This window comes from Pseudomonas sp. TE6283, assembly GCF_054060555.1.
Map to the genome: position 1 here is coordinate 10,831 of NZ_JBSSDH010000032.1, position 16,674 is coordinate 27,504.

At 68.1% G+C, this 16,674-nt stretch carries 3 protein-coding genes; all 3 read left to right on the top strand.

Going from position 1 to position 16,674, the window contains the following annotated elements:
- Positions 1-119 precede the first annotated feature (119 nt).
- Positions 120-3,524, top strand: a complete 3,405-nt coding sequence (locus tag ACVWZ5_RS24675; RefSeq protein ID WP_457340923.1) for an amino acid adenylation domain-containing protein — start codon at positions 120-122, stop codon at positions 3,522-3,524.
- Positions 3,521-14,473, top strand: a complete 10,953-nt coding sequence (locus ACVWZ5_RS24680; RefSeq protein ID WP_186600371.1) for a non-ribosomal peptide synthetase — start codon at positions 3,521-3,523, stop codon at positions 14,471-14,473. The genes ACVWZ5_RS24675 and ACVWZ5_RS24680 overlap by 4 nt, the downstream gene beginning before the upstream one ends.
- Positions 14,474-14,488: 15 nt before the next feature.
- On the top strand, positions 14,489-16,674 hold a 2,186-nt coding region (locus tag ACVWZ5_RS24685), incomplete at its 3' end, for a condensation domain-containing protein (protein ID WP_457340924.1).

A 16,674-nucleotide genomic window follows, 5' to 3' on the forward strand; every position in this document is an offset into this window, starting at 1 on the left:
GCAGCGCCCCCGGGGCGCCAGCGTAGAACGCCTGCCGCTAAATCATCCCTGCGCCCATTCGTTCTTGTTGATGCGCCCGGACCTTCCGGTCGCGCCGCCGACCAGCAAGGACCTCACACATGAATGCCGCAGACGCCCAGAAACTTTCCCGCCGTTTCATCGAGTTGCCCTTGGACAAGCGCCGCTTGTTCCTCGAAGGGATGCGACGCGAGGGCATTGATTTCGCGCAGCTGCCCATGTCGTCCTGTGTCGGCCTGAGCGAGCGCGACGGCCTGTCCTACGCCCAGCAGCGCATGTGGTTCCTCTGGCAGTTGGAACCCCACAGCGCCGCCTACAACCTGCCGATGGCCGTGCGCCTCGACGGCGAGCTGCAGGTCGAGGCGCTGGAGCGGGCGTTCAGCCTGCTGGTCGCCCGCCACGAATGCCTGCGTACCACCTTCGCCCAGGACGGCGAGCGGGCGTTGCAGCAGGTGGCGGAACCGGCGCCGGTGAGCATCCAGCTGTTCGACCTGGCCGACCTGCCTGAAACCACGCGCTGGGAGCGCGCGCACCAGCAGATGGCGGCCCAGGCCACCCAGGCCTTCGACCTCGAAGGCGGGCCGCTGTTCGGCATCGCCCTGTTGCGCCTGGCGCCTCAGGAGCACGTGCTGCTGCTGACCCTGCACCACATCATCGCCGACGGCTGGTCGATGAACATCCTGATCGACGAGTTCATGCGCAGCTACGACGCCCTGGTGGCGGGGCGCGAGCCGCAGCTGGCGGAGCTCAAGGTGCACTACCGCGACTATGCGCTGTGGCAGCGCAGTTGGCTGGAGGCCGGCGAGCGCTCGCGCCAGCTGGACTACTGGCGCGAGCAGCTGGGTGACGAGCACCCGTTGCTTGAGCTGCCGACCGACCGGCCATACCCGGCCCAGCCCAGCCACCTCGGCGAGCGCCTGGAGCTGACGCTCGACGCGGACCTGCGCGAGGACCTGAAGCAGCTGGCCCAGCAGCACGGCGTGACCCTGTCCACGGTGCTGCTGGCGGTGTTCAAGACCCTGCTGTACCGCTACAGCGGCCAGACCGACATTCGTGTCGGCGGCCTGATCGCCAACCGCAACCGCAGCGAAACCGAAGGGCTGGTCGGCTTCTTCGTCAATACCCAGGTGCTGCGCAGCCAGTTCACCGCGCAGACGCCTTTCAGCGACCTGCTGCGCAGCCTGCACCAGGCCTCGGTCGGTGCCCAGGCGCACCAGGACCTGCCGTTCGACGCGCTGATCGAGGCCCTGCAGCCCCAGCGCAGCCAGAGCCATACGCCACTGTTCCAGGTGATGTTCAACCACCAGCCGCTGGTTACCGACCTCAATGACGTGCGTCTGGACTGCGGTCTGCGCGTGGGCTACCTGAGCGCCGAGCAGTTGGCCGGCAGCCATCGCCAGCATGCCGCCACCAGCGACCTGATGCTCGATACGCGGGAAGAGGGCGAGCAATTGTTCGCCGCCTTCACCTATGCCACCGATCTCTTCGACGAAACCACCATCGCCGCCCTGGCCGGGCACTGGCGCAACCTGCTGCGCGCGGTCTGCCAGGCGCCGCGCCAGCGCCTGGGCGAGTTGCCGCTGTTGGCCGAGGCCGAGCGCCAGGCGCTGCTGTGCCCGGTGTCCGAAATGTCGCCGCGGGTGCCGGTGCAGCGCCTGTTCGAAGCCCAGGCCGCCCGCAGCGGCGAGGCGCTGGCGCTGATCCTGGCCGACGGCGCTGCGGCGCCGTCGATGAGTTACGCCGAACTCAACGCCCGCAGCAATCGCCTGGCCCTCCACCTGCGCCACCAGGGCGTCGGCCCCGATGTGCTGGTGGGCGTGGCCCTGGACCGCTCGCTGGACCTGGCCGTGGCCCTGCTCGCCGTGCTCAAGGCCGGTGGCGCCTATGTGCCGCTGGACCTGCAGGCTCCGGCCGAACGCCTGGGCCATGTCTTCGAGGACAGCGGCCTGCAATGGCTGCTGACCACCACCGCCCAGTTGCCCGGCCTGCCGGCGCAGGATGGGCTGCGCTGCCTGTGCCTGGACCAGCTGGCGCTGGACGACGTACCGGCGGACGACCTGGCGCTTACCGTCACGCACGACAACCTGGCCTATGTGATCTACACCTCCGGCTCCACCGGCCGGCCCAAGGGCGTGGCCATCAGCCACGGCGCCCTGAGCGAGTTCATCGCCCGCGCCATCGACTACAGCGACCTGCGCGAAGGCGACCGTGTCCTGCAGTTCGCCACCAGCAGCTTCGACGGCTTCGTCGAGCAGTTCTTCCCGCCGCTGTGCCACGGTGCCTGCGTGGTGCTGCGCGATACCCGGCTGTGGGACAGCGCCGCCCTGCACGAGGTGCTGGTCAGCCACGGCGTGACCCTGGCCGACCTGCCGGCCGCGTACTGGTACTGGCTGGTACAGGACTTCGCGGCGCGTCCGCCGGCCAACTACGGCGCGTTGCGCCAGATCCACGTCGGCGGCGAGGCGATGGCGGTGGACGGGTTGCGCCTGTGGAAACTGGCCGGGCTGGGCCATGTGCGCCTGCTCAATACCTATGGCCCGACCGAGGCCACGGTGGTCTCGACCATCCATGACTGCACCGGGCTCGGCCACGAGGCGGTGTCCTGGCGCGGCATCCCCATCGGCCAGGGCTTGGCGCAGCGCCGGCTGTACATCCTCGACGATGACCTCGAACTGCTGCCGCAGGGCGCAGTGGGCGAGCTGTACATCGGCGGCCCGGGCCTGGCCCGTGGCTATCACGGCCAGCCGGCGCTCAGCGCCCAGCGCTTCGTCGCCGACCCGTTCGCCCATGGCGAGCGCCTGTACCGCACCGGCGACCGCGCGCGCCTGGGCGCCGACGGCGCCATCGAGTACATCGGCCGTGTCGATCACCAGGTCAAGGTGCGGGGCTTCCGCATCGAGCTTGGCGAGATCGAGGCGCGCCTGCAGCAGTGCCCGGGCGTGCGTGAGGCGGTGGTGCTGGCCCTGCCGATGACCGGTGGCCTGCAACTGGTCGCCTATGTGGTGCCCGACGCCGCCGAACAGGATGCCGCCGAACAGGCGCGTTTCCGCCAGCAGGTGCGCAGCCTGCTCAAGGCCCGCCTGCCCGAATACATGGTGCCCGGCCACCTGCTGCTGTTGCCGCGCCTGCCCCTGACGCCCAGCGGCAAGCTGGACCGCAAGGCCCTGCCGGTACCGGACCCGAGCGCGTTGCAGGCTGAGTATCGGGCGCCGCAGAGCGCCACCGAGCAGCAGCTGGCGCAGATCTGGATGCAGGTGCTGGGTGTGGCCAAGGTCGGCCTGGACGATCACTTCTTCGAGCTGGGCGGGCACTCGTTGCTGGCCGCCCAGGTGCTGGCGCGGATCAAGGACCAGCTGGGCCTGGTGCTGCCGTTGCGCAGCTTGTTCGAACACCCGGCGCTGGGCGACCTGGCCGCCGAGCTGGGCCGCCTGGAGGGTGGCGAGAAGGATGACGATTGGTCGGATATGGATGCGTTCATGAGTTCGTTGGAAGGGGTTGAGGCATGAGTGGCAACATGGCGGTACGCATTGCGAAACGGTTCGTCAGCCTGTCCCTGGAGCAGCGCCGGCAGTTCCTCGCCAAGCTGCGCGAGGACGGCAAGGACTTCAGCCTGTTGCCGGTGGTCGAGTCGCGTCACGACTTCGCCAGCATCCCCCTGTCCTTCGCCCAGCAGCGCCTGCTGTTCCTCTGGCAGCTGGAACCGCACAGCGCGGCCTACAACATGGCGGCCGGCCTGCGCCTGAGCGGCCGGCTCGACGTGGCGGCCCTGCAGCGCTCGTTCGAGCACCTGGTGGCACGCCATGAGGCGCTGCGCACGGTGTTCCAGGTCGATGGCGAACAGCCGCGCCAGGTGATCCTCGAAACCCAGGTCGTGCCGCTGGAGCAGGTCGATCTCACCCAGGTCGCCAGTGAGCGGCGCGAGGCCGAGCTGGCCGCGCAGGTGCGCGAGGCCAGCCACCAACCCTTCGACCTGCTGCACGGGCCGCTGCTGCGCGCCAGCCTGTACCGGCTGGCGGCTGAAGACTACGTGCTGCTGGTGAGCATGCATCACATCGTCTCCGACGGCTGGTCGATGGATGTGATGGTCAAGGAGTTCGTGCACAGCTACCAGGCCTTCAGCCAGGGCCAGGCGCCGCAGCTGCCGGCGCTGGAGGTGCAGTACGCCGACTATGCGATCTGGCAGCGCAGCTGGCTGGAGGCCGGGGAGGGCGAGCGCCAGCTCGACTACTGGTGCCAGCAGTTGGGCCAGGAGCAGCCGCTGCTCGAAGTGGCCGCTGATTTTGCCCGCCCGTTGACCCAGAGCTTCGACGGCCAGACCCTGGGCTTCGACTTCGGTGCCGAGCTTTCCCGACGCCTGGGCGGCTACGCCCGCGCCCAGGGCATGACCCTGTTCATGCTGGTGCTGGCGGGCTTCTCGCTGTTCCTCTCGCGCCAGGCCGGGCAGCGCGATATCCGCATCGGCGTGCCCAACGCCAACCGCGGCCGCGCCGAGGTCGAGGGGCTGATCGGCTTCTTCGTCAACACCCAGGTGCTGCGCTGCCAGGTGGACGAGCGCCTGAGCTTCGACGACCTGCTGGCCCAGGTGCGCGAAGCGGTGCTCGGTGCCCAGGCGCACCAGGAACTGCCGTTCGAGCAACTGGTGGACGCGCTGGTGCCGGAGCGCAACCTGGGCCACAACCCGCTGTTCCAGGTCAAGTTCAACCAGAACGTCGGCATGCAACGCCAGCGCTCGCTGGCCCTGCCGGGTCTGAGCGTCGCCGAGTACCCGCTGGACAAGGTCGGCACCCACTTCGACCTGGCGCTGGATATCACCGACGACGGCCAGCTGATCCATGGCGAGATGACCTTCGCCAGCGACCTCTACCAGCGTTCCACGGTGGAGGCGTTCATTCCGGCGTTCATCGAGCTGCTGGGCCAGTTGCTCGACGCGCCGCAACTGCCGCTGCATCGCCTGGCCGCGCCGCTGCGTGTCGGGCAGGCGCCGGAGCGCGAGGCGCCGGCACTGGTGCTGGAGCAGTGGCAGCAGCAGGTGCAACGGCAGCCCGAGGCGCTCGCCGCCCGCAGCCTGGAGCACAGCCTGAGCTTCGATGCCCTCGATCAGGCCGCCAACCGCCTGGCCCATCACCTGCAACGCCAGGGCGTGACCCGCGGCCAGCCGGTCGCGGTGCTGATGGAGCGTTCGCTGGACTGGCTGACCGGCATGCTCGGCATTCTCAAGGCCGGCGCCGTGTACATGCCGCTGGACACCAAGGCGCCTGAGGCGCGCCTGCGGCAGATGCTCGACGCGGCGCAGGCCAAGGTACTGTTGTGCGCCGCCGGCGATGCGCGACTGACCAGCCTGGCCGCCGCCGATCGCCTGTGCTTGGCCTATGTGCCCGAACAATGGCAGCACCTGCCAGCCAGCGCGCCAGCCATCACGCTGTGGGCCGAATCGCCGGCCTATGTGATCCACACTTCCGGCTCCACCGGCCAGCCCAAGGGCGTGCTGGTCAGCCATGGCGCCCTGGCCAGCTACGTCGCCGGCCTGCTCGAACGCTTGGCGCCGGCGCCGGAGGCGAGCATGGCGCTGGTCTCGACCATCGCCGCCGACCTGGGCCACACCGTGCTGTTCGGCGCCCTGTGCGGCGGGCGCTTGCTGCACGTGCTGCCCGAGGCGCTGGGCTTCGACCCGGACGCCTTCGCTCGCTACATGGCCGAACACCGGGTCGGCGTGCTGAAAATCGTCCCTGGCCACCTGGCGGCGCTGCTGCAGGCCGGCACGCCCGCCGATGTGCTGCCCGAACAGGCGCTGATCGTCGGTGGCGAGGCCTGCACGCCCGCCCTGGTGGAGCAGGTGCGCCGGCTCAAGCCGGGCTGCCGCCTGATCAACCACTATGGCCCGAGCGAGACCACGGTCGGCGTGCTGACCCACGAGGTCTCGACCCTGGCCGCCGAGGCCCGCGCCGTGCCGGTGGGCACGGCGCTGCCGGGCGCCCATGTGCTGCTGCTCGACGATGTGCTCAACCCGGTGGCCGACCAGGTCGCGGGCGAGCTGTATATCGGCGGTGCCAGCGTGGCCCAGGGGTACCTCGGCCAGCCGGGCCTGACCGCCGAACGCTTCGTGCCGGACCCGACGCGGCCAGGTCAGCGCCTGTACCGCAGCGGCGACCGCGTGCGGCGCAACCGTTCGGGCCAGGTGGAATTCATCGGCCGCGCCGACGACCAGGTCAAGGTGCGCGGTTATCGCGTTGAACCGGCCGAAGTGGCGCGGGTGCTGCTGGGGCTGGACGGGGTCGCCGAAGCGGTGGTCCTGGCCCAGCCGGTGGACGGTGACGACAGCCGCCTGCAACTGGTGGGCTGGTGCGTGGGGCAGGGGCTGCAGGGTGAAGCCTTGCGCCAGCAATTGCAGGACCGCCTGCCGGACTACATGGTGCCGGCGCAGATCCTGGTCCTGGAGCGCCTGCCGCTGACCGCCAACGGCAAGCTCGACAAGCGCGCCCTGCCGGCACCGGGTGTCGCCCGGCGCCAGTACACCGCGCCGGTCGGCGAGATCGAGCAGGCCCTGGCGGGGATCTGGGCCGAGGTGCTCAAGCTCGACCAGGTCGGCAGCACCGACAACTTCTTCGAGCTGGGCGGCGACTCGATCCTCAGCCTGCAGATCATCGCCCGGGCCAAGCGCCAGGGCATCAAGCTCAGCCCCAAGCAATTGTTCGAGAAACAGACCATCGGCCAGCTGGCGGCGGTGGCCAAGCGCATCGAGAAAAAGGCCGCGGCGCTCGAGCAGGTCAGTGGCACGCTGGCGTTGCTGCCGATCCAGGCGCGTTTCTTCGAAACCGATATTCCCGAGCGCCAGCACTGGAACCAGGCGCTGCTGCTCAAGCCGACCCAGGCGCTGCGCGCCGACTGCCTGACGGGCGCGCTGCAGGCTTTGGTCGACCAGCACGACGCCCTGCGCCTGCGCTTCACCCGGCGCGATACCTGGCAGGCCGAGTTCCAGGCCGGCAAGGCCGAGGGCATGCTTTGGGTTCGCGCGTTGAATGATGTGGCCGAGCTGCCGGCCCTGGCCGAGCAGGCCCAGCGCAGCCTCGACCTGGCCAAGGGGCCGCTGCTGCGGGCGTTGCTGGTCGACCTGCCCGAAGGCCAGCAGCGTTTGCTGCTGGTGATCCACCACCTGGTGGTCGACGGGGTGTCCTGGCGGGTGCTGCTGGAAGACCTGCAACTGGCCTACACGGCCCTGGCCGCAGGCAAGCCGCTGACGCTGGCGGCCAAGAGCAGTTCGCTCAAGGCCTGGGCCGAGCGCCTTGGCGCCTATGCCCGCAGCCCCGAACTGCTGGCCGAAGCCGATTACTGGCTGGACGGCCTCGCAGCTGCTGGCGATGAATTGCCCCGGGACAATCCGGCGGGCGCCCAGACCAACCGTCACATCGCCCATGCCGCGTCGCGCCTGGACACCGCGCTGACCCGCAAACTACTGCAGGTGGCGCCCGCTGCCTACCGCACCCAGGTCAACGATCTGCTGCTGGCGGCCCTGGCGCGGGTATTGTGCGATTGGACTCAAGAGGAGTCGATCCTGATCCAGCTCGAAGGCCATGGCCGCGAGGACCTGTTCCCGGAACTGGACCTCAGCCGCACCCTGGGCTGGTTCAGCAGCCTGTTCCCGGTACGCCTGACGCCCGCCCGGGCGCTGGGCGCGGGACTGTGCGCGATCAAGGAGCAGTTGCGCGCGGTGCCGAACAAAGGCATCGGCTACGGCGTGCTGCGCTACCTCGGCGAGCCCGTCCTGCGCGAACGCCTGGCGGCATTGCCACAGCCACGGGTGACCTTCAACTACCTGGGCCAGTTCGACGGCAGCTTCGCCGAGGCCGAGGGCGCCCTGTTCACCCCGGCCAGCGAGGGCAGCGGCGCCACCCAGGACCTGGACAGCCCGCTGGGCAACTGGCTCGGCATCACCGGGCAGGTCTACCAGGGCGAGCTGGCGCTGGACTGGAGCTTTAGCCGCGAGGTATTCCGTCCCGAGACCATCGAGGCCCTGGCGCACCGCTATGAGCAGGTGCTGGCCGAACTGGTCGAGCACTGCGCCCAGGCGCCGCACCAGGGCGTCACGCCGTCGGACTTCCCGCTGGCCGAGCTGACCCAGGCGCAACTGGACGGCCTGCCGCTGGCGGCCGGGGAGATCGAGGACCTCTATCCGCTGTCGCCGATGCAGCAGGGCATGCTGTTCCACAGCCTCTACGAGCAGGCGGCGGGCAACTACATCAACCAGCTGCGCGTGGATGTGCGCGGGTTGGACATGGCGCGTTTCCGGACGGCCTGGCAGGCGGTGGTGGACAACCACGAAGTGCTGCGCAGCTGCTTCCCGCAGGATCTGCCGGCGCCGGTGCAGGTGGTGCGCCGTCAGGTACAGGTGCCTTTCGTCGAACTCGACCCGCCCCAGGATCCGGATGCCGTGGCCCAGGCCGAGCGCCAGTCCGGTTTCGACCTGGCCAGCGGCCCGCTGCTGCGCCTGACGCTGATCCGCACGGGTGATGACAGTCATCACCTGATCTACACCAGCCATCACATTCTGATGGATGGCTGGAGCAGCTCGCGCCTGCTGGGCGAAGTGCTGCAGCGCTACAGTGGTGTGACGCCGGGCGCCAAGACCAGCCGTTACCGCGACTATATCGAGTGGCTGCAAGGCCAGGACCAGCAGGCCAGCGAAACCTTCTGGCGTGGGCAGGTGGCCGAGCTGCAAGAGCCGACCCGGTTGGTCCAGGCATTCAAGTCCTCGGCACTGGGGCAGGGCCATGGCGCCCTGGCGCTGCGTTTCGAGGCGCAGCAGACCCGGCAACTGGCGGACTTCGCCCGGGACCAGCGCGTTACCCTCAACACCCTGGTCCAGGCCGCCTGGGTGCTGCTGTTGCAGCGCTACACCGGCCAGGCCAGCGTGACCTTCGGTGCCACCGTGGCCGGACGCCCGGCCGAGTTGCCGGGTGTCGAGGAGCAACTGGGGCTGTTCATCAACACCTTGCCGGTGGTCGCCAGCCCGCGCCCGGAACAGACCGTGGGCGACTGGGTGCAGCAGGTCCAGGCGTTGAACCTGGCCTTGCGCGAACACGAACACACGCCGCTGTACGAGATCCAGCGCTGGGCCGGCTGGAGCGGCGAGGCGCTGTTCGACAATATTCTGGTCTTCGAGAACTACCCGGTCGCCGAGGCGCTGCAACAGGGCGCGCCGCAGGGGCTGCAGTTCGGCGAGGTGCTCAACCAGGAGCAGACCAACTACCCGCTGACCTTGGTGGTGCAAGTAGGTGAGCGCCTGGAGGCAAGCTTCAGCTTCGATCGCCAGTGCTTCAGCGAACAGGCCATCGACCAGTTGGCGGGGCACTTCCAGCACTTGCTTGTGCAGTTGGCGGCTGACGGTGAGCGCGCACTCGGTGGAATTAGCCTGCCGGTGGAAGACCAGCAGGTGGTGGCCAGCTATCCGAGCACGGCGTGTGCCCATGAGCTGATCGAGGCGCAGGCATCGCGTACGCCTGAAGCAATCGCCGTGACTTTCGCCGGGCAATCGCTGAGCTACGACCAGCTCAACCGTCGCGCCAACCGCCTGGCGCACAAGCTGCGCGAGCAGGGGGTGGGGCCCGACGTGCTGGTGGGCATCGCCGTGGAGCGCGGGTTCGAGATGATCGTTGGCCTGCTGGCGATCCTCAAGGCCGGTGGCGCCTATGTACCGCTGGATCCGGAATATCCGCAGGAGCGCCTGAGCTACATGATGGAAGACAGCGGCATCGCCTTGCTGCTGACTCAAGATCATCTGCTGGCCGAGCTGCCCGTGCCGGCGCAGGTGCATAGCCTGAAGCTGGAAGATGACCTGGCCGGTTACAGCGATGAAAACCCCGAGCACCTGACACAGCCGGACAACCTGGCCTATGTGATCTATACCTCGGGTTCCACCGGCAAGCCGAAAGGTACGCTGCTGCCGCACCATAACCTGCTGCGTCTGTTCAAGGCCACCGACGCCTGGTTCGGCTTCGGCCCGCAGGATGTGTGGACGCTGTTCCACTCCTACGCGTTCGACTTCTCTGTATGGGAGATCTTCGGTGCGCTGCTGCACGGTGGTCGCTTGGTGATCGTGCCGCGTGAAACCACCCGTTCGCCGGAAGACTTCCACCAACTGCTGGTGGAGCAGGGCGTGACCGTATTGAACCAGACCCCGTCGGCGTTCAAGCCGCTGATGCGGGTGGCCTGTGACAGTGCTGATGATCTGGCACTGCGCTATGTGATCTTCGGTGGCGAAGCCCTGGATGTGGCCGCGCTGCAACCGTGGTTCGAGCGCTTCGGCGAGGACTGCGACAACCTGATCAACATGTACGGCATCACTGAGACCACGGTCCACGTGACCTACCGGCCGATCCGCTTTGCCGACACGCAGCAGCCGGGCAGCCCGATCGGTGCGGCGATCCCGGACCTGTCGATGTATGTACTGGATGCCGATTTCAATCCGGTGGCCAAGGGCTGCACGGGCGAGCTGCACGTCGGTCATGCCGGCCTGGCGCGTGGTTACCACAACCGTGCTTCGCTGACCGCCGAACGCTTTGTGCCGGATCCGTTCTCCAGCGAGGGCGGACGCCTGTACCGCACCGGCGACCTGGCGCGTTATCGCGGCCAGGAGGTGATCGAGTACGTAGGTCGGATCGACCACCAGGTGAAGATCCGTGGCTTCCGTATCGAACTGGGCGAGATCGAGGCACGCCTGCAAGAGCACGCCGCCGTGCGCGAAGTGCTGGTGCTGGATATCGACGGGGCAGGGGGCAAGCAACTGGCCGCTTATCTGATCGCCCAGGACGAAAATGCAGACCATGCAGCGCTGCGTGACACGCTGAAACAGCACCTGAAAGCGAACCTGCCGGACTACATGGTCCCGACCCACTTCCTGGTGCTGGAGCAGTGGCCGCTGACGGCCAACGGCAAGCTGGACCGCAAGGCCCTGCCGAAACCGGATGCCAGCCAGCTGCAACAGGGCTACGTGGCTCCGCGTACGGCGCTGGAGCAACAACTGGCCGCAATCTGGAGCGAAGTGCTGAAGGTCGAGCAGGTTGGCCTGCACGACAACTTCTTCGAGCTCGGCGGTCATTCGCTGCTGGCCACCCAGGTGACCTCGCGCATCCGCCAGCGCCTGGCACTGGAAGTCCCGCTGCGCAGCCTGTTCGAGTCCGCCGACCTTCTGGCCTTCGCCCAGGCCGCCGGCCAAGGCTCGGCCAGCCAGGCGCCGGCATTCACTGCCGTGGACCGCAACCAGCCGCTGCCGCTGTCCTACGCCCAACAACGCCAGTGGTTCCTCTGGCAGCTGGAGCCTGAAAGCGCCGCCTACAACATCCCTTCGGCCCTGCGCCTGAAGGGCGAGCTGAACATCGAGGCCCTGCGCAGCAGCTTCGCCGCGCTGATCGCCCGTCACGAAACCCTGCGTACTACCTTCAAGCAGCAGGGCGACAGTGCCCAGCAGGTGGTGCACCCGACGCTCGATGTTCCGCTGCAGGTCGTTTCGGCTGCCCTGGATGAACCGGCGCTGCATGCCTGGGTCGAGGCCCAGGTGCGCGAACCGTTCAACCTCCAGCACGGCCCGCTGCTGCGCGCCCGCCTGCTGCGCCTGGCCGCCGACGAACACGTACTGGTGCTGACCCTGCACCACATCGTCGCTGACGGCTGGTCGATGCCGATCATGGTCGACGAACTGGTGCGCGGCTATGAAAGCCATCTGCAGGGTAAGGCTCCGCAGCTGCCGGCCCTGGCGTTCCAGTACGCCGACTACGCCGCCTGGCAGCGCCAGTGGATGGAGGCCGGCGAGCAACAGCGCCAGCTGGACTACTGGCAAGCGCGCCTGGGCAGCACCCAGCCGATCCTCGAACTGGCCACCGACCGCCCACGCCCCGCCGTGCAGCAATACGACGGTGCTCGCCTGCAGGTGAGCCTGGAGCCGGGCCTGGTCGCCCAGCTCAAGGCACTGGCCGGGCAACAGGACGTGACCCTGTTCATGCTCCTGCTGGCTTCGTTCCAGGCCTTGCTGCATCGCCATTCCGGTCAGGCCGACATCCGCGTCGGCGTGCCGGTGGCCAACCGCACCCGGGCCGAGACCGAAGGGCTGATCGGCTTCTTCGTCAACACCCTGGTGCTGGATGCCCGCTTCCAGCCGCAACTGCGCTTCGACGAATTGCTGCAACAGGTCAAGCACACCGCCCTGGGTGCCCAGGCGCACCAGGAGCTGCCCTTCGAGCAACTGGTCGAGGCCCTGCAGCCGGAGCGCAGCCTGGGCCACAGCCCGCTGTTCCAGGTGATGTTCAACCACCAGACCCAGGTGCTGGGCGAGTCCCGCGAACTGGCGGGCCTCAGCCTGCAGGGGCTGGTCTCGGACAAGCAGACCGCGCAGTTCGACCTGACCCTGGACACTGCCGAGCACGAAGGCGGCCTGAGCGCGACCCTGACCTACGCCACCAGCCTGTTCGAGGCCGCCAGCGTGGCGCGCATGGCCGAGCACTGGCGCAACCTGCTGCAGGGCATCTGCCAGGACGCCGGGCAGCGGGTTGCCGAACTGCCGTTGCTGAGCCGCGAGGAGCGCGAGCGCACCCTGAACGCCTGGAACGACAGCGCCGCCGACTACCCACGCGGGCAGACCGTCCAGCAGCTGATCGAGGCGCAAGCCGCGCGTACGCCGCAGGCCATCGCCGCGGTGCTGGGCAAGCAGTCGCTGAGCTACGAGCAACTGAACCGTCGCGCCAACGCCCTGGCCCATCACCTGCGCAGCCTGGGCGTCGGCCCCGATGTGCTGGTGGGGATTGCCGTGGAGCGCAGCCTGGACATGTTGGTCGGCCTGCTGGCGGTGCTCAAGGCCGGTGGCGCCTACGTGCCGCTGGACCCGCAGTTCCCCGAGGACCGCCTGGCCTACATGATGGAGGACAGCGGCATCGCGCTGCTGCTGACCCAGTCCGGCCTGCTGCAGCGCCTGCCGATTCCGCCGCAGGTGCACAGCCTGTGCCTGGACCGGCCGCTGCCGGCCGAGCACGGCGAGGACAACCCGCTCCAGCTGGCACTGCCGGACAACCTCGCCTACGTGATCTATACCTCCGGCTCCACCGGCAAGCCCAAGGGCGTGACCATCCGCCACGACGCGCTGGTCAACTTCCTGTGCAGCATGGCGCGCCAGCCGGGCATCGATGCCTCGGACAAGGTGCTGTCGCTGACCTCGCTGTCGTTCGACATTGCCGGCCTTGAGCTGTACCTGCCGTTGCTGCGCGGCGCCCGCGTGGTGCTGCTGGGCGAGCAGGTGAACAAGGACCCGCAGGCCTTGCTGGTGGTGATCCAGGCCCAGGCGGTCAGCGTCGTCCAGGCCACGCCATCGACCTGGCGCATGCTGCTGGATGCCGCGGCGCCCGGGGCCTTCGCCGGCAAGAAGGTGTTGTGTGGCGGCGAGGCGCTGAGCGCCGAGCTGGCCCAGCGCCTGATTGCCCAGGCCGGGCATGTGTGGAACGTCTACGGCCCGACCGAGACCACCATCTGGTCGGCCTGCCACTACCTGACCGCCAGCGACGACGTGTGGCTGGGCCGTCCGCTGGCCAACACCCGCCTGCATGTGCTCGGCGCCGAGCTGGAGGTGTTGCCGCAAGGTGCGCGCGGCGAGCTGCTGATCGGCGGCGATGGCCTGGCGCGCGGTTACCACAACCGTCCGGGCCTGACCGCCGAACGCTTCGTGCCGGATCCGTTCGCCAGCGAGCCGGGCGCGCGCCTGTACCGCACCGGTGACCTGGTCCGCTACCGCGACGACGGCGTGATCGAGTATGTCGGGCGCCTGGACCATCAGGTGAAGATCCGTGGCTTCCGTATCGAGCTGGGCGAAATCGAGGAGCGCCTGCTGCTGCACCCGGCGATCCGCGAGGCCGCGGTGATCGATATCGACGGCCCGGCCGGCAAGCAATTGGCGGCCTACCTGGTGCTGCACGACGCGCAGCAAGGCGTGGAAGCGCTGCGCGGCGAGCTGCGCGCGCACCTGAAGGCCGGCCTGCCGGACTACATGGTGCCGAGCCACCTGGTGGGCCTGGCGCGCATGCCCCAGACCCCCAACGGCAAGCTGGACCGCAAGGCCCTGCCGCTGCCGGACGCCAGCCAACTGCAGCCAGCCCATGTAGCGCCGGTCACGGAGCTGGAGCGCAAGCTGGCGGCGATCTGGGCCGAGGTGCTGCACGTCGAGCGAGTGGGCCTGCAGGACAACTTCTTCGACCTCGGCGGGCACTCGCTGCTGATCGTCCAGGTGATCGGCCGGGTGCGTGAGCAACTGGGCGTCGATCTGAGCCTGAACGAGCTGTTCGAGCAGGCCACCCTGGGCGATTTCAGCCAGGTGGTCGAACGCAAGTCGGGGCAGGTCGCCAACGCCCATGACGAACTGACTAAATCCCTGGAGGCCTTGAAACGTCTTACTGCACAGGAAATAGATAATCTGATCGCTTAGCGGGAGACATTCAAAGTGCAAGAGCTGCTCGACTCCGTAAAGTCGCTGTCCACCAGGGAGCGCAAGGCATTGGCAGCCTTGCTCAAGCGCCAGGGTGTCAACCTCTACGGGGTCACCCCGATCTTCAGAAGGGAATCTGCGGACGGGGCAGCGCTTTCATACGCACAGCAGCGCCAGTGGTTCCTCTGGCAGCTCGATCCGCACAGCGCCGCCTATAACATTCCGGCGGCGCTGCGGCTCAAGGGCGCGCTGGACATCGAAGCATTGCAGCGCAGCTTCGACAGCCTGGTGGCGCGCCACGAGACCCTGCGCACCACTTTCCGCCAGGAGGGTGACGGCGCGGTGCAGATCGTCCATCCGTCGATGCCGCTGGCATTGGCGGTGGAGCCGTTGGCGGTTGCCGATCCGGCCAGCCTGGAAGCGGCCATCCGCGCGCGGGTGGAGGCCGAGGTGCAGCAACCCTTCGACCTGCAACAGGGCCCTCTGCTGCGAGTCAGGCTGCTGGTGCTGGGGCCTGAAGAGCATGTGCTGATCCTCACCGTGCACCATATCGTCTCCGATGGCTGGTCCACGCCAATTTTGGTGGACGAACTGATCCGTCTTTACCAAGGCTTGCGCCAGGGCTCGCCAGTGACCCTGGCCGAGCTGCCGATCCAGTACGCCGACTACGCGTTGTGGCAGCGTGACTGGATGGAAGCCGGCGAGCAGGAACGCCAGCTCGGCTACTGGCGCCAGCAACTGGCCGGCGAGCAACCGCTGCTGGAACTGCCCGTCGACCGTCCGCGGCCGTCGGTGCAGAACTTCCACGGCGCGCGCCTGGCCATCGATATCGATGCCTCCCTGGCCCAGGCACTCAAGGCCTTGGCCCGCCAGCAGGGAGTGACCCTGTTCATGCTGTTGCTGGCGTCGTTCCAGACGCTGCTGCACCGCTACAGCGGCCAGGCCGATATCCGTGTCGGCATACCGGTGGCCAACCGTGCCCGGGCCGAAACCCAGGGGCTGATCGGCTTCTTCGTCAACACCCAGGTGCTCAAGGCCGAGTTCGCGCCACAGACCACCTTCACCGCGTTGCTGCAGCAGGTCCGCGAGGCCGCGCTGCAGGCCCAGGCGCACCAGGACCTGCCGTTCGAACAGCTGGTCGAGGCGCTGCAGCCTGAGCGCAGCATGAGCCACAACCCGCTGTTCCAGGTGCTGTTCAACCACCAGGCCGAAAGCCCGGGCATGGCCCGTCAGCTGGGGGAGCTGCAGGTCGAGGGCTTGAGCTGGGAAGGGCAGACCACCCAGTTCGACCTGATCCTCAATACCGCCGAACACGACGGCGGGCTGATCGCGGCACTGACCTACGCCACCTCGCTGTTCGACCCGGCCACGGTCGAGCGCATCGGCCGGCATTGGCGCAACCTGTTGCAGGGCATCTGCCAGGACCACGCGCAGCGGGTGGCGCAATTGCCGTTGCTCGACATGGCTGAGCAAGACGAGTGGAAAGCCGAAGTGCAGCGCTACCCAAGCACGCTGTGCGCCCATGAGCTGATCGAGGCGCAGGCGGCGCGTACGCCTGAGGCGGTCGCCGTGACTTTCGCCGGGCAATCGCTGAGCTACGACCAGCTCAACCGCCGCGCCAACCGCCTGGCCCACAAGCTGCGCGAGCAGGGCGTGGGGCCGGATGTGCTGGTGGGCATCGCCGTGGAGCGCGGGTTCGAGATGATTGTCGGCCTGCTGGCGATCCTCAAGGCCGGGGGCGCCTATGTGCCGCTGGATCCGGAGTATCCGCAGGATCGGCTCAGCTACATGATGGAAGACAGCGGCATTCAGCTGCTGCTGACCCAAGGGCATCTGCTGGCCGCTCTGCCCGTGCCGGCGCAGGTACATAGCCTGAAGCTGGAAGATGATCTGGCCGGCTACAGCGAGGAAAATCCCGAGCACCTGACCCAGCCGGACAACCTGGCCTATGTGATCTATACCTCGGGTTCCACCGGCAAGCCGAAAGGTACGCTGCTGCCGCACCATAACCTGCTGCGTCTGTTCAAGGCCACCGACGCCTGGTTCGGCTTCGGCCCGCAGGATGTGTGGACGCTGTTCCACTCCTATGCGTTCGACTTCTCGGTGTGGGAGATCTTCGGTGCGCTGCTGCACGGTGGTCGCCTGGTGATCGTGCCGCGTGAAACCACCCGTTCGCCGGAAGACTTCCACCAACTGCTGGT